This is a genomic window from Alteromonas sp. H39 (assembly GCF_047556435.1).
In the GTDB taxonomy this organism is placed as follows: Bacteria; Pseudomonadota; Gammaproteobacteria; order Enterobacterales; family Alteromonadaceae; genus Alteromonas.
This window is the reverse complement of sequence record NZ_CP180210.1, coordinates 2709666-2732791: the sequence shown is the minus strand read 5'-3', so window position 1 is coordinate 2732791 and position 23126 is coordinate 2709666. Positions and strand designations below refer to the sequence as shown.

The window sequence follows — 23126 nt, the reverse complement described above, 5'->3', positions numbered from 1 at the left end:
TCGTCTTATCCTACGTTTTTCAGTCTCGTGACATCCACGTACAGTGTGAGTTTTTGTCCCGGCTGCAAGTAACGTTTTGCATTAAGGTCATTCCACTGTGCGATGTCGCTGATTTTTAGATTAAACTTGTTAGCTATGCGTGACAGCGAATCGCCACGCCTGACGGTGTATGTCAGGGTGCGCAGGATGGCATCGTCTTGCTGTTTATCGGAGACTTTGTTCACCCAGATAGCGAGTGTCTGTCCGGGCCGAAGCGTGTCGGTTGGCGCCATCCCGTTCCATTTAGCCAGTGACCGGGTGCTGACGTTGTATTTACGTGAAATATCCCACAGCGTATCACCGCTGGTGACGTTGTGAGTTAATTTATAGTCTGCACGTTTGGTATTCTGCAACGAGGCCAGGCGCTGATCCTGCGATAACGAATAACTATCCAGTTCTTTTAACGCCACAGGCACCATAATGTGATCGCCAAGCCGGATCATGTTTGAATCCAGCTCGTTGATACGCTTAATAATATCTACCGTCGTGTGATACTGATTAGCAATTTTGCCTAAGCTATCACCACGTCTGACCTTATGACGTACCCAATTCAAGCGGTCTGTACGGTCAATTTTTGCCAGCGCGAGGGAAAACGCTTCTGCCTTGTCTAGCGGAAGTACAAGGCGGTGTGGACCATCCGGATCGGTAGCCCAGCGGTTATAGCCGGGGTTTAGCGCATGTAAGTCTTTTAACGTCATGCCTGCCAGTTCAGCAGCAAACGCAAGATCGACCTGAGAACCGATATCCACGGCTTTTATCACCGCCACGTTTTCAATTTCCGGCCATGAGAAGTTATAACTTGCTTTGTTTTTCAGAATGTCGGCAAGCGCCAACAGTTTTGGAACATACGCGCGGGTTTCACGCGGTAAGTCCAGCGACCAGAAATCGGTAGGCTTGCCCGCTTTCTCGTTGCGACGAATAGCGCGGGCAACGCGACCTTCACCACTGTTGTACGCGGCAAGGGCATGTAACCAGTTGCCGTCAAAGTACTCGTTGAGGTAATTCAGATAATCCATTGCCCCGACGGTAGAGGCGATAACATCACGGCGGCCGTCATACCACCAGGATTGCTGCATACCGAATCGTTTTGCTGTGCCTGGAATGAATTGCCACATACCCGCTGCGCGGCCGTGGGAATAGGCGAAAGGGTCGAATGCACTTTCTACAATAGGCAGCAAGGCCAACTCCAGCGGCATCTCGCGTTTTTCTATTTCTTCCACAATGAAATACAGGAACGGCTTCGCGCGTTTTACTACACGGGCCATGTATTCGGGGTGTTTCAGGTACCAGTTCTTCTGGACATTTACCCGGGAATCATCTGGAACGGCCATCTCAAGCTGGTTGGCGATGCGGGCCCATACGTCTGAAATGACAACCGGAGCTTCCGTCACTTTTTCTTTGGGCACAGCGATATCAACCGCAACATCCTCTAGCGGATGAATAACTTCAATTACGCCTTCTTTCGCAACGTCACAGTCGGCGGCATCATGAATATCCGTGTGTGCGATTTCACAAGGCTCGGCTTGCTGATTCGTAGTTTCAGTAACGACAGGCTCAGTGGTTGACTGACAGCCAGAGAGGCAAAGTACAGCCACTATCGACGCCAATACGGACAACTGCGTTTTCATTGTGAAGACACCTCGTTATGAGTTTCGCAAACTTCGCATTGTACGGATTAATAACAATAATTGCATTAAAACTCGTCTTTCCAGCGTCTTACGCCAGCAAAGGCGTCCACATCATTTACCGGAGACTTCCCCCAGTGTGACGCCAGTGATTCCTGAATGCCTGACAGGTGACTTCGTAAAAAAGGGTTGATGGCCTTTTGCGTTTTTATATCGGTGGGTAGCGTCGGGTTGTCATTGTTACGCTGTGCGTCCGCCCAGTCTGAATATGCCTGTAGTTCGGCGTTATCTGGCTCTACGGCTTTGGCGAATGCCACGTTTGCCTGGGTATACTCATGGGTACAATAAACGATGGTGTCATCAGGTAATCGTTTAAACTTATTCAACGAGTGCAGCATTTGCTCTGGCGAACCCTCGAACAGGCGGCCGCAGCCCGCGGAGAAAAGGGTATCGCCACAGAAAAGTGCGCCATGGCCGTAAAAAGCGATATGGTCAAGCGTGTGGCCGGGGGTTTCGATAACTGAGAACGTCAGCGATAAAACGGGCAGGTGAACAGTGTCACCCTGTGATACGCTCTTGGTGATACCGCGAATATGATTACCGCGAGGGCCAATAACCGGTACATTCGGGTTGGCAGACACCAGTCGTGCAATGCCTCCGGTATGATCATGATGGTGATGGGTGATCAAAATTGCCGCCAAAGACAGCGAATGCTGCTTGAGAAACGCCATCACGGGCTGCGCATCACCCGGGTCAACTACCACCGCGTGGCTGGCGTTGTGTAAACACCAGATATAGTTATCAGTAAAAGCCGGGATCGGAAATACTGATACCTCTTCGGGCATGAAATCCTGCGTCATAGCGTACCTGCTTGTGATTAGGTGATAATGCGATACTATAAAAACTTGTTAGAGACAGGGCAACCAATTGGATCAGACTACACCTAAATGAGATCCGCATTTATACATAAACAACCTCGCTATCCGCTGTTGTGGGATGAGTTGCCAGCCTCAGATTTGGTAAAAAGCGCTGTCGAGTCGGTGTGTGATGAATTCACGCAGCGTATTTTTGGCTACCATTTCGCCAGATTAGGAAATTTAAGCTCCCAGTTGGCACTGCCGTCCAGCCCAATTAAACATCATATAAAACTCACCCGGGAAGTGACCGAGTACAGCTCATTGCTAGGTAAGTCACATTGTTTGCCGTTTTCACAAAACAGTATCGATGGTTTTCTGCTAGCCCATGAGCTGGACTTCGCACAGGATCCGCATCAGATATTAAGGGAAGTAGACCGGGTTATTACCCAAAGCGGCTATGTGATCATCAGCGGATTTAATCCGTTCAGCCTGACCTGGCTGGGGAAATACCTGCCGGTGAAGCGCGGTAATGTGCTTCACGACGCGCGATTTTTTACCAGCGGCCGCATAAAAGACTGGTTACAATTACTTGGGTTTGAAATTATCGAGCAGCGCAATATCCTGTTTTCGATGCTGTTTCTGAATTACACCTTTCGCGATACGCCTAAACTCCAGCAGTGGCTGGCAAACTACTTACCCTGGTGCAGCTCAGCGTATGTCATCCTTGCCCGTAAGCGGGTGATGCCGATGACGGCAATTAAACCAAAAATGAAACTTAAGCCACAGTTTTCGCCTGTGGGTGCGAGCATGCGGGGCTCTTCAGGCTAGAACAGCGTTGTACGGCATGGTGAATACCGTTGGCCGCTGAAGTGCATGCTACGTTTCAACAGCCAGTCACTTCTTGCCAATTATCTCGTGGATGCGGGAAAGCGTAAAATCGGCAATCATCCACGGTTCGTCTCCACTGGTATTGGTAAACAGAACAATTACAGTATCAGAGTCCTTAAAATAGCGTGCAAAGCTAAGATAGCCTGGCAACCAGCCATCATGGCTATTGAAGTAAAGAGTGAAATACAATTCTTGCTCTTCTTCATTGAGTAACGTGCCGTTATTCAGCGCCCTGATAAATTGTGCGACATCCTCTGCGGTTGCCACCATCGCGCCTGCCGGATTCATAAACGCCAGATGTTTTACATCGTCGGTATGGCCATCAAGGTAACCGCTCATCAGCCGGTCTGTGTCAGCGTGTTTTACTGACGCGAAGGTCTGCGTGAGTCCCAGGGGAGTAAGAAACTGCTCGTCAATATACTTCTGGTAGTTATAGCCTACGGCCTTTTCAATAATTCTGGCCAGTAACAGGTAATTGGTATTGGAGTACTCGTAATTTTCTCCCGGTGCGAAGCTAGCTGGTTTACTGTTGATCAGTGCCAGACTCTTCTGCGTGTCCTCATGTTCGTCAAAAGGGGCTAGCCAGGGAAACGCGCTATCGTCAGTGAAACTGGGAATGCCACTGCGATGTTGGACAAGCATACGCAGGGTGATCTTATCGGCATGCGTAATTTGTGAGGCCAGTTCCGGCAGGCAGGTCAGCAGTGTGTTTTCAAGAGCCAGCCGGTCTTGCGCCACCAGGCGGGTTACCGCCGCCGCAATGTATAATTTACTGATACTGCCAATTTTAAACTGAGCATCTTTACGCGCCGGTACGCTGGCCTGCAAATTATGCCACCCGGAGGCATACGCTGAATCGGGAAGCGGTTCAGGTTGGTCGATGATTGCGATCACGCCAACAAGGCCGGCAGACACGGCGCGGTCAAGTTCCGTTTGCACATTATCAGACAGAGGCATGAGATAAACGTAGAATGCTTTGACGGGGGCGAAAGCAATAATGCTGGTAATTACCGCAACGGCGGCGATGACTCTTAGTATTATGACAGTGTTACGCTGCATGCTGGGGGCTCTTAAAGTGAAACATCGCCGGGCACAAATCAGATTTACAAAGAATACGCAATTGCAGGCTGCCATACCAGCAGGGATGTGCGCTATCCGGTTTCGCAGCGACATCCGGTTAAGACAGGTAACAGGCGGCAAGTGGAGAGGACAAGCCATCAGGCAATGCTGGGAACGCGCGGTACCGATATGCGTCCCCTGGCGACATAGCGCTGGGCTTTGCATTTAATAGCGAAAAAAATAGCGCCAACCGGCGCTATTTTTTTCTTACCATTACACTGGCCGGGTTATTTCACCCGCATACCCGGCTTCGCGCCTTCGTGAGGTTCAAGGATGTACAGCTCATCTCCACCCGGACCTGCTGCCAGTACCATGCCTTCAGACATGCCAAAGCGCATTTTGCGGGGGGCCAGGTTTGCTACCATTACGGTATGTTTACCAATCAGCGCTTCCGGCGAGTACGCCGATTTGATGCCGGCAAAGACCTGACGGATATCACCGTCTAAATCCAGTTCCAGACGCAGCAATTTGTCTGCACCTTCTACGTGCTCGGCATTAGCAATGCGGGCAATACGAAGGTCGACTTTCGCGAAATCATCAAATGAGATGGTGTCACTCACTGGGTCTTTCGCCAGAGGACTGTCCGGGTTTTTAGCAGGTTCAGCCGCTGCCAGGCTTTCTTTAGAAGCATCAACCATAGCGTCGATTTTCTCCATCTCTACCCGTTGCATCATGGGCTTAAATTTATTAATGGCATGGCCGGTAAGCGCGTGCTCTACCGACTCCCAGGTGAAAGTGTCGTTTAAAAAGTCTTCGGCTTTTTCAGCCAGTACCGGTAATACCGGCTTCAGATAGACAACCAGCATGCGGAACATGTTGATGCCCAACGAGCACACGTCATGCGTAAAGGCTTCTTTGCCTTCCTCTTTGATAGTTACCCATGGCGCGTTGCTGTCGATGAACTGGTTGGCTTTGTCCGCCAATGTCATTATTTCACGAATGGCCTGGTGGTAACGACGACGCTCGTACAGCGAGGCGATAGTCTCAGAGGCATCCTGGAACTGTTTCAGCAATTCGGGTTCAAGAATGTTGTCAGACAGCTTGCCGTCAAAGCGTTTGGTAATAAAGCCGGCACAGCGGCTGGCAATGTTGACCACTTTACCCACCAGGTCAGAATTCACTTTCTGGGCGAAATCGGCAAAATTCAGGTCGATATCGGTAACACCGTCACCCAGCTTCGAGGCAAAATAATAGCGCAGGTATTCCGGATTCAGGTGGTCGAGGTATGTGCGGCCTTTAATGAATGTGCCGCGCGACTTTGACATTTTTGCACCGTTCACAGTAACAAAACCGTGAATGTTTACACCTGTCGGCTTGCGGTAGCCTGCACCTTCCAGCATGGCTGGCCAGAACAGACAATGGAAATACGTGATGTCTTTACCGATAAAGTGGTACAGCTCCGCATCCGAGTCTGCATTCCAGTAGCTGTCGAAATCGACATTATTCTGGTCGCAATAATTCTTGAAGCTGGCCATATAGCCAACGGGGGCATCTACCCATACATAGAAGAATTTATTTGGCGCGCCAGGAATTTCAAAGCCAAAGTAAGGCGCATCGCGACTAATGTCCCACTGTTGAAGACCTTCTTCAAACCACTCTTGCAGCTTGTTGGCCATTTCTTCCTGTAATGCGCCAGAACGGATCCACTCCTTCAGCATGCCCTCAAACTGAGGCAGGTCGAAGAAATAATGCTCAGATTCCTTTAAAACCGGCGTCGCGCCAGAGACTACGCTACGAGGATCTTTCACTTCGGTAGGGCTGTAGGTAGCACCACACACATCACAGCTGTCGCCGTTCTGATCTTCTGCGCCACAGCTCGGGCAGGTGCCTTTCACGAAACGGTCGGGCAGAAACATTTCTTTCTGTGGATCGTATAGCTGATTAATCACACGCCTGGAAATATAACCGGCTTTATCCAGGCGATGATAAATCTCTTCACAGATTTCTTTATTTTCCGGTGAGTGCGTCACATAGTAGTTGTCATACTCAACGAAGAAGTCCTGCAGATCCTGATGGTGCTCTGCGCGGGTTCTGGCCACCATCTCTTCTGGAGTGATCCCCAGCTCCTGAGCTTTAAGCATTACCGGCGTGCCATGTGCATCATCGGCACAAACGCTGTAACATTCGTTACCACGAAGACGCTGAAAACGCGTCCAGATATCGGTTTGGATGTGCTCAAGCAGATGACCTAAGTGAATAGAACCGTTTGCATACGGTAAAGCACTGGTCACCAGAATACGGCGTTTAGCGTTCTCGCCGCTGGCAGCGGTGGACAAAGAGTTTTCTGACATAATGACGTTGTACTTGATTCTTCGCGTTGAAAAATGGGAGCAAATACTAGCGGAAAACCGCCATTTTTGCATTACGTAATTCGCGTAATCTTACAAATAGATTCCTGTAATTAGAGGGTAACGTATGTTTTTTTCCCGCAAGGGCGACAAAATCACACAAGCGACTGCAGAGGCACTGGCAGATTATCTGAGTTTAGAGCGCGAGCAAACGCAGTCGTGGTGCAGTCAGAACGGCGATTCTACCGAAGTGGTGCTGCCTTTTTGCATGGGAAGTCAAACCGAAACGCTGCGCCATTATCTTGAAGATGCACTGCGCGCCCAGGGCCATACCCCAAACATAAGCGTGAGCCAGAAAATACGTTCTGCACAAACTAAACAACCTCACGTGAAGAACATTAAAAACATCATCGCAGTTGCTTCTGGCAAAGGCGGGGTAGGGAAGTCCACCACCACTGTCAACCTGGCACTGGCGCTGATGCAGGAAGGTGCCAGTGTCGGCATCCTCGACGCTGATATTTACGGGCCGTCTGTCCCTATCATGCTGGGGAACCCGGATGCGCACCCGCAAAGTAGTGATAATAAACACATGCAGCCACTGTCTGCATATGGTGTTGTGGCTAACTCGATAGGGTACCTGGTACCACCGGAAGATGCAGCCGTGTGGCGTGGCCCGATGGCGAGCCGTGCGCTGAAACAATTGCTAGATGAAACCCTGTGGCCGGTACTGGATTATCTGATTGTAGATATGCCGCCGGGCACCGGTGATATTCAGTTAACTATGGCGCAGCAGGTGCCACTGAGCGGGGCTGTTATTGTTACCACGCCACAGGATTTAGCCATAGCGGATGCGCAAAAAGGTATCTCGATGTTCGAAAAGGTCGATGTGCCAGTACTGGGGCTTATTGAAAATATGAGTTTCTTTCGCTGTTCTGCCTGCGGACACAAAGATGCGATCTTCTCTGAGCACGGAGGGGAAGCGCTGGCTGAGCGTTACGGGCTTCCGTTACTGGCGGCAATGCCGCTGGACAAACGTCTTCGGGCCTATGCAGATGAGGGTGAGCCGTTTGTCGTGGCTGAACCTGAAGACGATATTTCCATGCGTTTTCGCGAGGCGGCACGGGCGCTGTCTATGCAACTGGCATTAATGCTACCGGTGAGTGAAAATGAGTCTCACCTTAAAGGCGATCCTATCGGCTTTAAGTCGGTGTAGCGTTGGCAAAAAGCGTTGTCGGATACGGCCTTAGCGCGCATAATAGCGCCCTCATCAGGACACAGGAATCATCATGCGATTAAGCGATCGTGACATTTTTGAACATTTGGAAAGCGGCAAAATTACCATCACGCCGCGTCCGGATTATGATCAGATAAGCGGGATCACCGTCGACATCCGCCTGGGAAGCAAGTTTCGGGTTTTTGAAGATCACCAGGCCCCTTATATCGATTTAAGTGGCCCGAAAGCACAGGTGCAGGCTGCCTTAGAAACTGTGATGAGCGATGAAATTGCGATAGCGCCGGATAAGGCGTTTTTCCTGCACCCAGGGGAGTTGGCATTGGCCGTCACGCACGAATCTGTGACGTTACCAGACAACATTGTAGGCTGGCTGGATGGGCGTTCGTCGTTAGCCCGCCTTGGCCTGATGGTGCACGTAACAGCGCACCGCATCGATCCGGGTTGGTCGGGAAATATCGTACTGGAATTTTTCAACAGCGGTAAATTGCCCCTCGCCTTAAAACCGCTGATGAAAATTGGAGCGCTTAGCTTTGAAACCCTCTCGCGTCCTGCAGAGAAACCGTACAACGCAAGGCTGGACGCAAAATACAAAGGGCAGTCGGGCGCCGATGCCAGCCGCATCAGTTCTGACTCTCAGTCATAGCCCTGTAGGTTTCTATCAGGGCGTGTGCGAACACACGCCAGTTACAGCAACGCATTAGAAGCACCGGCATCACGCAAGTGATAGCCGGTTTTTTATTGTCTGCAACAGCGGCCTGCTGAAATACATCATAGTAAGATCAGCATTCGGTCAGCTTTTTAAACCATGTTGTAAAAAAAATGTTTCAAGTACTTTACTTAATCGATTAAGTCTCGTATTTTTAGTAAGTCGCTTAACTACAGATACAGGATCCATTATGCGTCTGGCCCTATTGTTATTTGCTTTGCTGGGCTTGTCGGTACAGGCCGCCGAGCTTTCAGTGTCATCACCTGATGACAACATCACCTTCACACTGTCAGATTCTGACACCTACTCCCATTACCAGGTTAAATATAACGGGAAGCCAGTGATCAGGCCTTCCCGGCTTGGCTTTGCCTTTGAAAAAGCCAAGCCACTTTATCGTGATCTGGCATTGACAGAAGTTAGCCGCAGCAGTGAAGACTCAACCTGGGAGCAACCCTGGGGAGAGCAGCGCCTCATTCGCAATCATTACAACGAATTGATTGTGAAGTTCACTGACCGTCAGGACAAAGGTAACGCTTTCAGGCTACAGGTAAGGGTATTTAATGACGGTGTTGGCTTCCGCTATCACGTGGACGCCACTGGCCCGCGCGCGATAGCGCGTGAGATGACTGAATTTTCTATCGTCGATTCTCATACCGCGACTGCCTATTGGATCCCCGGTCAGGGTTACGACCGGCAAGAGTACCTGTATCGTGAAACGCCGGTTCAGGACGTGATGCTGGCCAGCACCCCTATGACAGTGAAACTGGATACTGGTGTGCACCTGGCGATTCATGAAGCTGCGCTGGTGGATTATGCAGGCATGAGTCTGGACAGGCAGAATCTGGGTAGGTTTGAGGCCAATCTGGCACCGCGTGCTGATGGCGTTAAAGTAAGAAAGCAGGGCAGTTTCACTACGCCGTGGCGAACCATCCAAATTGCCAGCGATGCGCCCGGGTTGATTAATTCATACCTAACCCTGAACCTGAACGAGCCAAACAAACTGGGGGATGTAGACTGGGTTAATCCCGGAAAATACATTGGCATCTGGTGGGGCATGCATATTCAGAAATACACCTGGGGCTCTGGTGACAAGCATGGGGCGACTACTGAGAACACCATTCGTTATATGGACTTTGCCGCCAAACACGGCTTTGATGGTGTCTTGGTAGAGGGCTGGAACACGGGGTGGGACGGTGACTGGATCCAAAACTCTGAGTTATTCTCCTTTACTGAAAGCTATCCGGACTTTGACATTGAAAAAGTGGCTGAGCATGGCAAAAAAGTGGGAGTAAAACTAATTGGACACCATGAAACCTCAGGGGGGATCACCAATTACGAAGAGCAGATGGAAGATGGCTTCAAGCTGTATGAACGCCTGGGCGTTGAGCAGATAAAAACCGGCTATGTTGCCCACGGACAAAGCCTGAAGCGCAAGGATGATAATGGCATAATGCGCTTTGAGTACACAGACAGTCAGGATGTAGTGAATCACTTCCTACATAACGTCAAGACAGCTGCCAACTATGGGCTATCGATCAACACTCATGAATCGGTGAAAGACACCGGCCTTCGCAGAACCTATCCAAACTGGATTGCGCGGGAGAGTGCTCGAGGTCAGGAATATAACTCTGGGTGGGCCGCACCAAACCCTCCTGAGCATGTACCCATGCTGGCTTTTACCCGTATGCTCTCTGGCCCCATGGATTTCACACCAGGCATTTTTGACCTCGACTATCCGCCAATTAAAGGCGGTACAGAAGAGCACGGGGTAACCGAATACATGCGCCCGCAAACCACTATTGCCAAGCAGCTGGCTGAGTACGTGGTTATTTACAGTCCAATCCAGATGGCTGCGGATTTGCCAGAAAATTATGAGGAAAAGCCTGAGCCGTTCCAGTTTATTAAAGATGTACCTACTGACTGGGAACAATCAGTGGCGCTGCAGGGGGAAGTGGGTGACTTTGTTGTTATCGCGCGCCAGGAGAAAGCGCACCGTGATTATACAGGTAAAGATTGGTATCTCGGCGCAATTACCAATGAAGAGTCCCGTACTGTTGAGGTTCCTCTGAGCTTTCTGGAAAAAGGGCAAACCTATGAAGCACAGATTTATCAGGACGGCGAAAAAGTTGATTGGAAGACAAACCCTTACGATATCGAAATTATCAGTAAAAAGGTTACAGCCAGTGACACGCTTACCCTGAAACTGGCTGCTGCAGGTGGGGCAGCCATCCGCTTCAGAGCGATGTAACCGCCTCCCCAGACACTGCCTCTTACGTTATCAATGTGCAGAGGAGTGCGAGAGCCAGGCCGTTTAGTTGACAGTCTGGCTCTTTTTTTGTTTTGAGGTGAAAAAAAGAGCAAACAAAAGTTTCTTTTCAGTGAGCTTTGAATAACTCAAATATGGGTTATCTGCAGTGAGGGAGACACCCAGAGCTTTGCCAGTTCGCGTCTTTTGGGCGTTTTTCGTTCGAACAGCGGCGGTAAGCACCTTTTTCATTCCTAAAGCGTTGCATTGGCAATAAAAATGAGTACACTTGTCGACTCTTTCGGTCGGTGTGTGGCGCAGCTTGGTAGCGCACTGTCATGGGGTGTCAGGGGTCGGAGGTTCAAATCCTCTCACACCGACCAACTTCTCTCTTCCCCGCTAGCAGCTTGATTCTCAAGCGCTAGTCATCAGAAACATTTTTATACCAAAGCCACAACTTGGCGATATCAATCTATTAGTCAGAAATATATTGGTAGTAGGCATAAGAGAAAAGCGCGCCCACGAGCATCCCTATACCCATACATGCCGGAAAAGATCCGTTAAATAAGTCTAGCCCTAGCCCCAAAATACCGAATATGAAAATTGATAGGTAGATTTTGCTCGTATGCTTTACAGGTTTAAACGGCATGATCTTGGCCCTCGAACTCAAGTGGAAACGTTAAGGAAGCCAATAATGCTTCCTCATTAATCAACATATGATTTGCTTAAGATACAAGCCAGTAACCGATATCATCCTTTATTCCTGCGCCGATTGAAAAGCCGCCTGCGAACGAAAACAGTGTTGCTCCTGCCGCACCGACCCAGCCAACAGGTGTTTGCTGCAACCATAATGCCTATTGCCGTAAGCCCTGCACCAGTGCCTACAGCCCCCCAATTTACGTCTTTGCCAGCTACCTGAGCAATTTCTGTGTTTGTTATCTCTTTATATTTCAGTTTCTTTTGATGATTTGATGTCGCGACTAGGTGAATCCCTTCAACGACACATACGAAGATAATCAATTAGGTTTTATAATGTAACGTACTAAGGTCTGGTTTTGGGGGCATGGCAGAAACCCCCAGAGTTACCCGGCAATAAGCTAATTGTTAGAAGGTAATACGTCGACCGGTTTCTTACCTTCTTACTGAAGCTGCGCACTCTGCCTTGCTACTTAAGGCACTTATTCCTCAAGCACATAAAGCTCACTGTCATGCAGCCCCTGAATCGTCAGTTTCTGGTTGGACAGTGCGTCCAGATACTCCAGGTGTGCCTGCTCAATTTTCTGGCCGGGTACCAGCAGTGGGATCCCAGGCGGGTAGGGGGTGATAAGCGCGGCGGCGATACGCCCCACACTGTTTTTCAGTTCAACCAGCTCTCGCTTGCCGAAAAAGGCATCTGAGGGCAGTGTTGCCAGGTGGATGGGGGGGATCGCGACAGGCAACGGTTTTTGCCGGTTGCTGCGCCGAAGCGAAACGTGCCCGGAATCAAGCTTATTCAGCGCATTGAATAATCTGACAATTTTGGAACGCATACCGCCGAATGTCAGTAAAACCAGCAATGTGCTGTGCGTGAACTTCTCAATTTCAAGGCCCACTTCATCCATCAAAAAGCGGTGTATCTCCTGGTTCGAGTAAGACAGTTCTGAAATGTCGATAAGAATTTTCAGTGGGTCGTGTCCGATACTGTCGGTTTCAAAGTGGGAGAACATCTGCTTGAAGTCGTCTTCGTCCAGTATGCGGATGCGGGTAAATTTTTCCGCCTGTTCTTTCAGTTCCTGAACATGTCGAAGTAAATTATTAATAATTTTGAAGCCTTCCATTTCCAGTTGCTTGCGGCACACATCCAGCGAGGCAATAAGCTGGTACTGTGGCGATGTACTGGTGTGGATAGCGTAAACCTCTTTAAAGAAATCTTTATCAAAATCCGGGTCGTTAATGTGAATATAAGAGGCCTGCGAAAACGCAGAAACCACTTTGTGCGCTGAATGGGTTACATAATCAGCTCCGGCATTAATGGCTGAGTACTGCCTGAACTGTGGATGAAACAAAGAATAGGCAAACCAGGCTTCATCGATAAATACTTTAATGCCGAACTGGTGCGCATAGTCAACCACTTGTCGCAGGTCGGTAAGCAGACCATCGTACGTGCAGCCCGTAAGAACAATCAGCGTGGCATCCTGATTGTCGTCGATCATGACTTTGAGCTGGGCAAGAGAGGGGGGCGCAAAAATGCCGTATTTCGGGTCTAAAATACTGTCCAGATACAGCGGTAGTGCCCGCGCCTGCACAACACCATAGTGCACTGATTTGTGGCAGTTACGGTCAACAATCACCTTATCACCCTCGCGTAACAAGGTTTGCAGAATGATTTTGTTTGATGTGGACGAGCCGTTGGTTACAAAGTACGAGTGCTTCACTTCAAAGGTACTGGCAACCAGGTTCTGTGCCTTGCCGATAGCATTGGTACCGTCAGACAACGAACCAAGCGAATCGACGCTAACAGACAGATCGCTGATAAACATATTGCGACCAAAGTACTTGTAAAAGTCGTTGATGTAGCTGGAGCCTCTGAAACTTGCACCGCCGCTATGGCCCGGGGTATGCCATGAGTCGTTTGTTTCTACCGCATATTTTTTATAGGCTGTCCAAAAAGGGGTTTCACTGCGATCATCAAAGTCATTAACAATGTAAGCCAGCGTCGATTCAGGATCGGAGGCGAGATCCTGCAACGCAAAAAACGCCTCAATTCGATTAGAACGTTTAACGATGTCAAAACCAATGTCATCTTCACCGGTGACATATACCGGCAATTCGTGACGGATTGCCTTAATGGCGTCAATGACTGATTCATCGTGGGATAATGATTCCTCTGTTTCCCAGCTTAAGATAGCCGCCTGAATATCACCATCACTGTACAGTTCTGCAGTGGCCTCGTCAGATGAGGATGCTGTCACCAGCGCCAGCGTCAAGTCGTCCCTGTCCAGCGCATGCGTTACAGATTCTAAGTACTGTTTGGTGTTGGCAAGTCTGGTCGGGTTGTGATCAATTACCAGAACTTTTAAACAGGGGGCTAACGTCACGAATTTTCCTTTGTAGTTATTTCAGTGTCTGAGCTTATACCGCCACAGACGAAAACGGGTCAGATGATGTAGTCACGAAGACTAGCAATTATAAATGATGATTGAAATTGCTTCGTATAAGCTTATTGATCAGAAGAGGTGCAAAAGGGTCAGGCTGAAAATTCCGGGCCCGGTAACGGTTTCGACCAGTAATAACCTTGTCCCGCGTTGCACCCCAGTGCAATTAACTTGCTCAAAGTGGCTTCATCTTCAATACCTTCGGCTACGGTTTCCAGGCCCAGGCTAGCCGCCATGGTAATGATGGCTTTCACAATTTCCTCGTTGTCCGGATCGGTAGTCAACGCATTCACAAACGATCGGTCTATTTTGAGTTTTCTTGCGTTAAAGTGACGCAGGTATCCCAGATTAGAATAGCCGGTTCCGAAATCGTCAATAGCCACCGACACGCCGAGTCTATCGAGAGACTTCAACTGCGTCTGGATCTGATCTTTATCATCAAGAAGCTGAGATTCGGTCAGTTCCAGTTCGAGGGCATTTGCTGGCAGGTTCGCATGCTTAAGTGCGCTTTCCACCGTCTGCTGCAGCTTGCCGTCGGCAAACTGGACGACAGACAGATTCACCGCCACGCGCAGTTCTGGAAGCTTGCTTTTTCGTTGCTGGGCACAAAAGACACAGGCTTGTTCTATCACCCATTTGCCTAACTCGGTGATCACACCACTACTTTCCGCCAGAGGAATAAATTCGTCCGGGCTTATCATGCTCCCATCCGGTTGTGGCCAGCGCAGCAGGGCCTCCACGGCAACAGTTTTGCCGGTAGCTAAATTCACGATGGGCTGGTAGTACAACGCGAACTGGCGGCTCGCAACAGCCTGATGTAATTGCTGAAAAAGGGTAAATTTGTCTTCACTTCCCTGATCCATTTCAGCGACATAAAAATGATAAGTTTTCCGCCCCACTTTTTTGGCTTCATACATGGCAATGTCGGCTCTACGGCAAAGCTGTTTGAACTGGCTTCCATGTTGTGGCGCGACAGCAATACCTATCGAAGCGGAAATGACTATGCGGGTTTGCATAATAATGAATTCCGACGCGCACAACTCAATAATGGAGGTTGCCAGTAAATGAACATCACGGAATGAATCGTAAACTGGGGCTAGCAATAAAAACTCATCCCCACCAAAACGTATCAGGTGTTGATCGGGTCCTAGTTGTTGGCTTAAACGTTTGCTTAGTAATTCAAGCAGACGATCGCCGGCTTCGTGACCTAGGGCATCGTTCACCGGTTTGAAATTGTCCAGATCGATAAACAATACCGCAAGTTGCCGATTCTGTTGTGCACATTCGTCATGAAGCTGATTAAACAGCTTTTCACCGTAAAGTCGGTTTGGCAGGTCTGTCAGCACATCATGATGGGCCAGATGCTGAATTTGTGCCCGGCTGTGCTGCACTTTAATATTTTCGGTTTGTAAGGAATGCATCAGGGTTTTGATATCCCTGACCAGAATGTAAACGCTAAAACCGGTAACGATGAAAATAACCAGAATAAAAAGCAGATGTGTCCAGCTGAGAACCGGAATATTTGGGTCAACAATGCCATTTAGCGTAAGCCAGACAATGGCAATGCAAAGCGCAATGACAAACAGCAACACACTTATAAAAAGCCAGACTCCTCCCAGCAGTGCGGCAAAAATAAACATGCCTGGGTAGCCGAGTATGGCGAGGTCAAACATACCGGCGCCGGTTATTGCAAACGCGAACAGCATTGCAGACATCGATCCCAGCAGAGTATAGGCCGAAGCGGATGTTTTATGTTTAAAGGCCAGCAAAAGTGCCACGCCCAGACAGCAGAGGCCGGCAACAAAAAGATAAAACGTAATCCCTCTTGCTACCAGTAACGACGCAAGAAGTCCTATGGCGGTGGCAGAGCAAATTTGCATTAGCCGATAACGGCGGACTTCCTGCAAACCATCCATATTCAAGAGGTTTGGGGGAGCGGGTGGCGCAGATGATGTCGTGTTTGGCATTTCAGAGGCTCGTTATCATGCTTTTCCTACTCTACGTGCTTATTCGGAAAGAACCAATAACCTTATTAAAATTGCTGTGAGCGTACTGCTGTCGCACAGGCAGGTGTGTGATACACCCAACCTCCTCTTTAAGAGACATTCTTTAACATACTCGTTCAGTACATATCGTCGCGAGGATGATTCCCATGATGGCCAGTAATGCCGGAATCAGCCAATTTCCGGGCCATAGTACAGGCGTATTTAGTGATGTACTTTAATAGACTATTCCTGACGAATGTCGTCTTAGCCAATTTAAAGGAATTGAAATGGAACAGCTTAATATACAGGAAGTAAACAGTGTAAGTGGCGCGGCCGGCCCTGTAGGGGTAGTACTTGGCGCAGTTGGTGGTGGTATCTCAGGCGGAATAAGTGGCGGTTTCTCCGGTGCACTAAAGGGGATGGCGATAGGCGCAGTCAGTGGCTTTTTGGGGGGCTGGGCCGGCTCCTTGTGGAATGCAGGCTATAAAGCAGCCGCAGGGAGTATGGGGTCGCATTCGGTCTTGCTTTCAGTGATGGCCAGTCACAGTGACGAAGAATAACCTGAAGGGCTCGCATCCTGCGAGCCTTAATCGTAAGGTAAGTATTACCATGAGTGAGATACTGAAAAAGCACTGTTCTGTGTTCAGGGAATGGACACCTGAAGAGCAAGCCAGGTGGGCGCAAATGAAGCAGGGCGGACAATCCTGGTTCATCTTTTCACACGGCGTGTGCCGATGGGGATTGCTCTCCTTTTTGTGCTTCATGCTGATATCGCATCAATCGTTAACAATGCAGGCAAACAATCCGTTACTGCACATTTTAGTTACGGCTTTAGTGTGGCTGTGTATCAGTTGTATTTATGGGAGTCTTCTTTGGGCGGGAACCAGCCAGTCTTATTCTGATTATTGCAAAAAGCAAGAGAGTTCCAGTTGTGCGCGGGAGCGTGCTTAAAAGCCAATTATCCTCATGTACTTCGCATTACTCTGCGGTTTCCGGCAGGGCTGCAAGAAATCGTACAAGGTCGGTCTAATTAGCGGTGCACGAACAAACTGTCGCTGAAGTCACTTGTTCCCGTGTGAAATCGAGCACGCTGCAAAGCTCACTGCATTTCTTAACTTCAGCATGCGGAAAAGGCTTTTTCCCTTTAGCCGAGAACTACAGGGGCAATTTCGTACTTATATAGCACTATTTTTGGTATGGATTCGCATACCCTAGTATTGTCTTGGTTGTTTTCCTTTTTTTTGATTTGCCGTTTAATTGCATTCGTTCTCACCCAGTGAGCAAAAAAAATCTTAAATTTCAAGGATACTAACCATGTTGAAAATTGTTAAAACTTCTTTGATCGTTGCTGCTTCTACTCTGGCATTTTCTAATGCTGCACACGCGAACATCAACGACGCTCTGGCTAACATCTGTAACATCGTACAAGCGGATGACAAAGGCGAACTGCGTAAGAAAATGCGTAGTGTTGAGTCTGACTACCGTCTGAAACTGCACGATTATTACACTGGTATTTCTTGTGACGGACAAAGCCTTATCCGCGCGGCTATCAAAAGCAACGCAGTAGAAGTAGGCACGTTGCTGGTGAAGAAGATGCCAAGTCGTGACCTGACTGCTCCAGAAGCTGATGGCAAAACACTGCAGGCTTGGATTGCTGAGCAAGGTCTTCAGGACAGCCCAATCGCTGCAGAACTAAGCGGTCGCATCTAAGCAAAGACTGCAAAAATTCACGCCATGTGACATCGTTTCAACATGGTTGCGGAGCCTAACTCCGCATCGTAGCCCCGAAAGGGGCTACATTCTTTTCAGGCCCCCGGTAATCTGTTTTACTACCACCTCTTTGACGTATTCGTTCATATACGCTTTTTGTCCGCATTTCTTAAGTATCAGCTAAATTGCCGTTGGAATGATTTTCTCTTAAACAAAATAGCGCTATGAGAGTTTTCAGTGAAACGTCAGCGCACGACATGCTGCCATTTTTACGATTTATTCAGGAGCGGGTGAATAAGCGGTTAATCTACAAACTGAGAAAGCTGTTCGCTGGTGCTGTTAGATTGCGACTTGGCTTGTTTTGCATGCGAATTCACCTGCTCCATCTGTTGTTTTACTCTGTCGCTTAGCTCAGTAATATCCGCAACTGAGCGATCTGCCTGCTGGTATTGTGATTTTAGTGATTCGACGGCATGAGTGATATTTGTAAACTCAGAGATATTCTGTTCGAAATCCGCGATCATCTTTTCAAAGGTCGCGTTGGTCGAAGACAGCTTTTCACGCATTGCCTCTGATTCTTCAATAAGACGCGAGGACTCATTTTGTGTTTCATCCACCAGTTTATCCATATCACCCAAAAAGGTGTTAATTTGCTGCGTTGCATCCGCAACTTTTGCTGATAACGTCCGTACTTCATCAGCCACTACCGCAAAACCCCGGCCTGCTTCGCCAGCGCGCGCCGCCTCGATAGCGGCATTCAATGCCAGCAAATTGGTTTGATCGGCAAACCCAACCACCATCTTAAGAATATTTCTCACATTGCCCGCATTCTTCTGCAGGCCATCCACGGTGTGAGAAAACTGGGAGAGTAGTTTGCTGATGTTGTTGATCTGATTGTGAGACTGCGACAGCTCAGTATTGGCGTGATTCGCATTGGTCAGGTTGTATCGGTTATTTTCTGCAACCGATTCAGATGCCTCAACAATATGACCGATACTTTTGCTTATGCGCTGACTGGATGCCGACATCTGGTGACTCAGCGTCTTTTGCATATCGACATCCATAAACGTTGAGTCAACCAAGCTGGCAACTTCCTGGTTGGCCTGACTTGCCTGTTGTGCTTGATGGTAGATCTTGTTCATGAGTCCTGCGAGATTATCGACAAACAGGTTATACGCTTCTGAAAGCTCACGGAACTCATCGCGGGTAAAGGAAGGCAGGTGGGTACGAATGTCGCCCTGGGTATGATTAATATTATTGAGTGTACTTAGCAGCGATTTGACCGGACGCACAATCAGGTAGTGAAGATAAAAAATGGTGAAGCCAAAACACAAAATACTGCCTGTGAACAGCAAAATACTGGCGGTTTTCAGGCTTTGCTGCTCTGCCGAACTGCCACCCGAAAAGCTATACAAGAGATAAAAACTGGCTAGCTGAAACACAAATAAGAACGTAATGTTGCCAATTATTTTGCGGGTGAGCGTATAAAAAAATGTGCGCTCGATGGCGTTATACAATTTCCAGAACATGATTAACTGCATCTTATGTATTGGACAACCAGGGAATTCATACACGTCAAAGTCAGCGCATTTGTCCCTCATTGTGTGTACAAGAATCTGTCGAAGATAGCGGCCAAGACGAAAATTGTCGACTCAATTACCTGGCATCTTATTAATAATTAACTGTTTATTGATCTCCGTCATTAATTTTACTGAACTACACAGGGCAAGGCGCTGCAGAATGAATATCAGCAGCTTCCCGGCTTATGTGATGTGTGCGAATTATTCTGTATGTGGTGCGGGTGGGTTGCTATTCGTTGTAGCGGAGTAAGCAGTAAAAAAGCGATGAATGGTTTGCAACATAGCATGATCTTTTGCAAACCACGGATGCAGAGATAACACCATATCTGTATGGCTCATAGATTCTGGATAAAACACCGTTTCAACTGGTACATCATGTTGTTGCAGGGCTTGTTGATAAGAGGTGGCGTTTTTCATGGCTACCAGATCATCGCCTTTCGCATGGAGAAGCAGTGACGGTGGTTCATCGCCTCTGACATGCGTATTCGCTTTCATATCGGTAAAGTTTTCTTTCCCGAATGTTCTTACATACTGCGGATCTTCGGGGGTGAAGTTGTAAGGCCCCGCGAGACCGGCGAACGCCGAGATCACTGATGGCGTGAGCCCATGAGCTTGTAAGTAGTGGTTATCGATGGCTACCAGAGCGGCAGAGTGCGCACCTGCTGAATGCGCCGCCAGATAAAGCGGATACTTATCGCCTGTGATATTTTCAAATGTCCATGCGATAGCAGCGGTCACATCCTCTACAAATGTGGGATACGTTGCGTTGGGATATTTTGCGTAATCGGGAATGACTACGGTGTAGCCCTTGCGATAAAACGCATCAGCCGCGAAAGCATACTCTGATTTCTTTCCCGACGACCAACCGCCTCCGTAAATAAAAACCACGACCGGCGCTGGCCGGGGTTGTGCGTAGATATCCAGTTTTTGCCACGGTGCGTCTCCGAAAGCAATATCGCGCGTTATGGATGCGTCGGTGCTCAGCAATACTGCGCTGTTTATCCCCCACAACCCGATATCTGTCCGATAGGTGTATCCTGCCCACAGCAATAGGCAAAGCCCTGAGGCAATAATCCATACTTTTATCGTCAACGTATTATTCCAATAGCAGTTGTTATCATTCAATAGCGTTTTTGGTAACGCTGGGATCAGAGCGCAATTAGTGAAAATTCAGTTACTTTATGGAGACGGTTTGAGAACATTCGCAATATTAGCTGTAGTTACCACGTTACTTAGTGGCTGCCAGACCCCTGACTGGCGCACTGCCAGTCGTGAACCTGCTGGAATCGCTCCGGATCCTGCTACAACAAAAGACGCGGTTATTGAAGTGTATGCCGCAGATGCTTTCAGCTGGCGGGGATGGTTTGCAGTGCATACCTGGATCGCGGTAAAACCCGTAAATGCCAGCGAATACCGCGTGTTTGAGGTGGTGGGCTGGCGTGTAGACTCCGGATTACCCGCACTTCGGGAATACTCAACAGATACGCCAGACCGCTACTGGTATGGAGCCCGACCAGACAAGGTTCTGTCTGTCACCGGCGCCAAAGCGCAGCAATTGATTCCAAAAGTGACAGCGGCTATCGCACGTTACCCTTATGCGAATGACTACAAAGTATTTCCCGGACCAAACAGCAATACCTTCCCGGCCTGGGTTGGTCAGCAGGTTCCGGAACTTGAACTGGAACTGCCTTTCCGGGCGATAGGGAGCGGTTATATCAGTGACTGACTCCACGGCGAAAGGGGGACAGGAGCAAAGCACAGTAAACTGAGAGATACTCCCCTGATGGAACCTTATATCGCTTAGGTATTGCGGTATTGCGCGACGCTATCGACGCTACTTAGAGTCAGCTTTATAAGCATCCCAGTAGGGGGGCGAACCGAAATAGCCATCGGCAAAGTCCAGAAACGTCCTGACTTTACTTGCCAGAAGTTGCCTGTGTGCGTAAATCGCAAACAATCCCAAATCAGGCGGCGCTAGCTCCGGGAGAATTTCGACAAGCTCACCGTTGGCCAATGCTTCCCCACAAATAAATGTAGGTTGCAAGGCAATGCCTGCTCCCTGCACAGCCATCTGTGACAGCGTGTCTCCGTTATTGCATATGAAGTTGTTCTCGTCACTCTCACAAAGTGCGTTATGAGCGGATAAGCCAGCAGTGGGATCGAGGTAGCTGTAGCGCAAATACCGATGAGACTTCAGATCTTCCAGTGATGTAGGTGTGCCGTAACGACGCAAATAGGAGGGAGAAGCACATATACAAATTCGGACGGTGGCGAGCTTTTTAGCAATCAGTGATGAATCCTTTAATTGCCCCACGCGTAGCGCAATATCGAAGCCCTCTTCAATGATATCCACTTTCCGGTCGTTTAGCTGACAATCTATGGTCACACCCGCATTAGCCTGCTGAAAGTCATGAAACAGTGAACTCAGATGTTTAACGCCGAAGCTCACCGGAGCGCTTATTCTCAGGCGACCCTTGGCTTCTTGCTGAGATTCACCAGCTACGTTCTCCATATCTTCAATTTCATCAAGCACAAACAGTGCTCTGGTAAGATAGCGTTCACCCGCTTCTGTCATATGAACACGTCTTGTGGTGCGATTTAGCAATCTTACGCCAAGATGGTGTTCTAATTGGGATACGTATTTACTCACCAACTGCGGGGATAGCTCAAGCTGATCCGCGGCAGCAGTGAATGAGCCTGATTTTGCCACCGCACAAAATGTTCGCATAGCCAGTATACGGTCCATAGTATTATCAACGCAAAGTTTATAATAAAGCAATAATTGCTATCTTAATCTTCTTTTAGTGAAGGGGTAAAGTCATTGCCACTGAAAAGGCATTCCGCCAAATGAGGAGATACGTTATGAATCGTTTTACATCGCTGTTATTTGGAAGCAACACCACGCTGGGTTCTCTGGCATTACGAGTTCCGGTAGGGATCATTCTGGCCGCTCATGGCGCGCAAAAGCTGTTTGGCTGGTTCGGAGGCTACGGTCTGGAAGGAACCGGGCAATGGATGGAAAGCATAGGACTGGCACCAGGTTTTCTGATGGCTCTGCTGGCCGGCAGCGCGGAGTTTTTTGGTGGGCTTTTCCTGCTAATCGGACTGTTGACACGTCCGGCCGCACTGGTATCTGCATTCACCATGCTGGTTGCCATTTTTAGTGTGCATATCGACAATGGCCTTTTTATGGCAAATAACGGCTATGAATTTGGCCTGGCTCTGTTTGCCGCTACCCTGGCACTGACTTTTCAAGGGGCAGGCCGGATATCAGTAGACAATATCATTGCAGAAAAGCTAAGCACCAATCGCTGAGAGCGTTACCTGACAGGATAAAAAGCGCTTGAGTAGGGAAGGTCAGTATACCGGGCTTGGAATAAGTCCGGTGTATTGGCCACTGAATAGGAACTCGGAGTTAACTGTAATCTCGAGGCCAGCTCGACTGCGTAGCTCAGGTTGCAGGGTAATTGCCAATAGCCAGGCTTCCGGGTTATCTGACCCCTAGTAATTTCTATCCGAAACTTCAGGTTATTGTCGCCATTAAAGTCAATGCATGGTCTGAAGCTCGCGAAGTCGTCAGGCAGCCGAAAGCTGTCGCAGCGCATCAGGTATATCTGGTCTTAAACCCAAAGGGGTAGAAGCCTGAACGGTAAACAGGATGCACGGGCTCTTAACGCAGGGATATAAGTTGTAACGCAATTTTCGCTGTCGCCTGT

The 23126-nt window shown here is 48.8% G+C and carries 17 protein-coding genes and 1 tRNA gene; 9 read left to right on the top strand and 9 right to left on the bottom strand.

Going from position 1 to position 23126, the window contains the following annotated elements; translation table 11 throughout:
- Window positions 1-5: 5 nt before the first annotated feature.
- Together ACLBLI_RS11975 and gloB are read right to left on the bottom strand one after the other, a co-directional pair.
- Complete coding sequence (locus tag ACLBLI_RS11975; RefSeq protein WP_414827837.1) at window positions 6-1667, bottom strand: LysM peptidoglycan-binding domain-containing protein; 1662 nt, start codon at window positions 1665-1667, stop codon at window positions 6-8.
- Between the two features lie 65 nt (window positions 1668-1732).
- Entirely contained in the window at window positions 1733-2524 is a 792-nt protein-coding gene (gloB, locus tag ACLBLI_RS11970) for a hydroxyacylglutathione hydrolase (protein ID WP_414827836.1), read from the bottom strand.
- Between the two features lie 87 nt (window positions 2525-2611).
- Here gloB and ACLBLI_RS11965 point away from each other — a divergent pair, with 87 nt between their 5' ends.
- Window positions 2612-3349: a methyltransferase domain-containing protein gene (locus ACLBLI_RS11965; RefSeq protein ID WP_414827835.1), complete on the top strand. Its 738-nt coding sequence runs from the start codon at window positions 2612-2614 to the stop codon at window positions 3347-3349.
- 66 nt (window positions 3350-3415) lie between these two features.
- On the opposite strand, the gene ACLBLI_RS11960 is transcribed toward ACLBLI_RS11965, so the two are convergent.
- Window positions 3416-4468, bottom strand: a complete 1053-nt coding sequence (locus tag ACLBLI_RS11960) for a serine hydrolase domain-containing protein (RefSeq protein ID WP_414827834.1) — start codon at window positions 4466-4468, stop codon at window positions 3416-3418.
- Window positions 4469-4755: 287 nt separating this feature from the next.
- A complete protein-coding gene (metG, locus tag ACLBLI_RS11955; RefSeq protein WP_414827833.1) occupies window positions 4756-6819 on the bottom strand; it encodes a methionine--tRNA ligase in 2064 nt (687 codons plus the stop codon).
- Window positions 6820-6943: 124 nt separating this feature from the next.
- Between metG and apbC the strand changes: the two genes are divergently transcribed.
- The 4 genes from apbC (at window position 6944) to ACLBLI_RS11935 (ending at window position 11384) form a co-directional block, all read left to right on the top strand.
- The gene (gene apbC, locus ACLBLI_RS11950; RefSeq protein WP_414827832.1) at window positions 6944-8029 is read left to right on the top strand and encodes an iron-sulfur cluster carrier protein ApbC; all 1086 of its coding nucleotides are present in this window, start codon (window positions 6944-6946) and stop codon (window positions 8027-8029) included.
- Window positions 8030-8102: 73 nt separating this feature from the next.
- Window positions 8103-8693, top strand: coding sequence for a dCTP deaminase (dcd, locus tag ACLBLI_RS11945; RefSeq protein ID WP_414827831.1), 591 nt, complete (start codon window positions 8103-8105; stop codon window positions 8691-8693).
- A 253-nt stretch (window positions 8694-8946) separates the two neighbouring features.
- Window positions 8947-11004: a glycoside hydrolase family 97 protein gene (locus tag ACLBLI_RS11940; protein WP_414827830.1), complete on the top strand. Its 2058-nt coding sequence runs from the start codon at window positions 8947-8949 to the stop codon at window positions 11002-11004.
- A gap of 303 nt (window positions 11005-11307) precedes the next feature.
- Window positions 11308-11384: transfer RNA gene (locus tag ACLBLI_RS11935), tRNA-Pro, on the top strand.
- A gap of 795 nt (window positions 11385-12179) precedes the next feature.
- On the opposite strand, the gene ACLBLI_RS11930 is transcribed toward ACLBLI_RS11935, so the two are convergent.
- Both ACLBLI_RS11930 and ACLBLI_RS11925 read right to left on the bottom strand, forming a co-directional pair.
- Window positions 12180-14051: an aminotransferase class I/II-fold pyridoxal phosphate-dependent enzyme gene (locus tag ACLBLI_RS11930; RefSeq protein ID WP_414830957.1), complete on the bottom strand. Its 1872-nt coding sequence runs from the start codon at window positions 14049-14051 to the stop codon at window positions 12180-12182.
- Window positions 14052-14227: 176 nt separating this feature from the next.
- Window positions 14228-16102: a putative bifunctional diguanylate cyclase/phosphodiesterase gene (locus ACLBLI_RS11925; protein ID WP_414827829.1), complete on the bottom strand. Its 1875-nt coding sequence runs from the start codon at window positions 16100-16102 to the stop codon at window positions 14228-14230.
- A gap of 305 nt (window positions 16103-16407) precedes the next feature.
- Here ACLBLI_RS11925 and ACLBLI_RS11920 point away from each other — a divergent pair, with 305 nt between their 5' ends.
- Entirely contained in the window at window positions 16408-16680 is a 273-nt protein-coding gene (locus tag ACLBLI_RS11920) for a hypothetical protein (protein WP_414827828.1), read from the top strand.
- A gap of 754 nt (window positions 16681-17434) precedes the next feature.
- Entirely contained in the window at window positions 17435-17830 is a 396-nt protein-coding gene (locus tag ACLBLI_RS11915; protein WP_414827827.1) for a DUF3718 domain-containing protein, read from the top strand.
- 302 nt (window positions 17831-18132) lie between these two features.
- Here the strand turns inward: ACLBLI_RS11915 and ACLBLI_RS11910 are convergent, their stop codons facing one another.
- Together ACLBLI_RS11910 and ACLBLI_RS11905 are read right to left on the bottom strand one after the other, a co-directional pair.
- Complete coding sequence (locus ACLBLI_RS11910; RefSeq protein WP_414827826.1) at window positions 18133-19359, bottom strand: methyl-accepting chemotaxis protein; 1227 nt, start codon at window positions 19357-19359, stop codon at window positions 18133-18135.
- Between the two features lie 252 nt (window positions 19360-19611).
- Window positions 19612-20502 carry an alpha/beta hydrolase gene (locus ACLBLI_RS11905; RefSeq protein ID WP_414827825.1) on the bottom strand — a complete coding sequence of 297 codons (891 nt, stop codon included), beginning with the start codon at window positions 20500-20502 and terminating at the stop codon, window positions 19612-19614.
- Window positions 20503-20602: 100 nt separating this feature from the next.
- On the opposite strand from ACLBLI_RS11905, the gene ACLBLI_RS11900 reads away from it, so the two are divergent.
- Window positions 20603-21136 carry a DUF3750 domain-containing protein gene (locus tag ACLBLI_RS11900; RefSeq protein ID WP_414827824.1) on the top strand — a complete coding sequence of 178 codons (534 nt, stop codon included), beginning with the start codon at window positions 20603-20605 and terminating at the stop codon, window positions 21134-21136.
- A gap of 108 nt (window positions 21137-21244) precedes the next feature.
- Here the strand turns inward: ACLBLI_RS11900 and ACLBLI_RS11895 are convergent, their stop codons facing one another.
- Entirely contained in the window at window positions 21245-22156 is a 912-nt protein-coding gene (locus tag ACLBLI_RS11895) for a LysR family transcriptional regulator (protein WP_414827823.1), read from the bottom strand.
- Between the two features lie 116 nt (window positions 22157-22272).
- On the opposite strand from ACLBLI_RS11895, the gene ACLBLI_RS11890 reads away from it, so the two are divergent.
- Complete coding sequence (locus ACLBLI_RS11890) at window positions 22273-22725, top strand: DoxX family protein (RefSeq protein ID WP_414827822.1); 453 nt, start codon at window positions 22273-22275, stop codon at window positions 22723-22725.
- Window positions 22726-23126: the final 401 nt, after the last annotated feature.

What these genes read in the sequence shown, in the direction of transcription:
- ACLBLI_RS11975 (WP_414827837.1), bottom strand. Translation starts at nt 1,667, where the DNA reads ATGAAAACGCAGTTGTCCGTATTGGCGTCGATAGTGGCTGTACTTTGC.
- gloB (WP_414827836.1), bottom strand. Translation starts at nt 2,524, where the DNA reads ATGACGCAGGATTTCATGCCCGAAGAGGTATCAGTATTTCCGATCCCG.
- ACLBLI_RS11965 (WP_414827835.1), top strand. Translation starts at nt 2,612, where the DNA reads ATGAGATCCGCATTTATACATAAACAACCTCGCTATCCGCTGTTGTGG.
- ACLBLI_RS11960 (WP_414827834.1), bottom strand. Translation starts at nt 4,468, where the DNA reads ATGCAGCGTAACACTGTCATAATACTAAGAGTCATCGCCGCCGTTGCG.
- metG (WP_414827833.1), bottom strand. Translation starts at nt 6,819, where the DNA reads ATGTCAGAAAACTCTTTGTCCACCGCTGCCAGCGGCGAGAACGCTAAA.
- apbC (WP_414827832.1), top strand. Translation starts at nt 6,944, where the DNA reads ATGTTTTTTTCCCGCAAGGGCGACAAAATCACACAAGCGACTGCAGAG.
- dcd (WP_414827831.1), top strand. Translation starts at nt 8,103, where the DNA reads ATGCGATTAAGCGATCGTGACATTTTTGAACATTTGGAAAGCGGCAAA.
- ACLBLI_RS11940 (WP_414827830.1), top strand. Translation starts at nt 8,947, where the DNA reads ATGCGTCTGGCCCTATTGTTATTTGCTTTGCTGGGCTTGTCGGTACAG.
- ACLBLI_RS11925 (WP_414827829.1), bottom strand. Translation starts at nt 16,102, where the DNA reads ATGCCAAACACGACATCATCTGCGCCACCCGCTCCCCCAAACCTCTTG.
- ACLBLI_RS11920 (WP_414827828.1), top strand. Translation starts at nt 16,408, where the DNA reads ATGGAACAGCTTAATATACAGGAAGTAAACAGTGTAAGTGGCGCGGCC.
- ACLBLI_RS11915 (WP_414827827.1), top strand. Translation starts at nt 17,435, where the DNA reads ATGTTGAAAATTGTTAAAACTTCTTTGATCGTTGCTGCTTCTACTCTG.
- ACLBLI_RS11910 (WP_414827826.1), bottom strand. Translation starts at nt 19,359, where the DNA reads ATGTTCTGGAAATTGTATAACGCCATCGAGCGCACATTTTTTTATACG.
- ACLBLI_RS11895 (WP_414827823.1), bottom strand. Translation starts at nt 22,156, where the DNA reads ATGGACCGTATACTGGCTATGCGAACATTTTGTGCGGTGGCAAAATCA.
- ACLBLI_RS11890 (WP_414827822.1), top strand. Translation starts at nt 22,273, where the DNA reads ATGAATCGTTTTACATCGCTGTTATTTGGAAGCAACACCACGCTGGGT.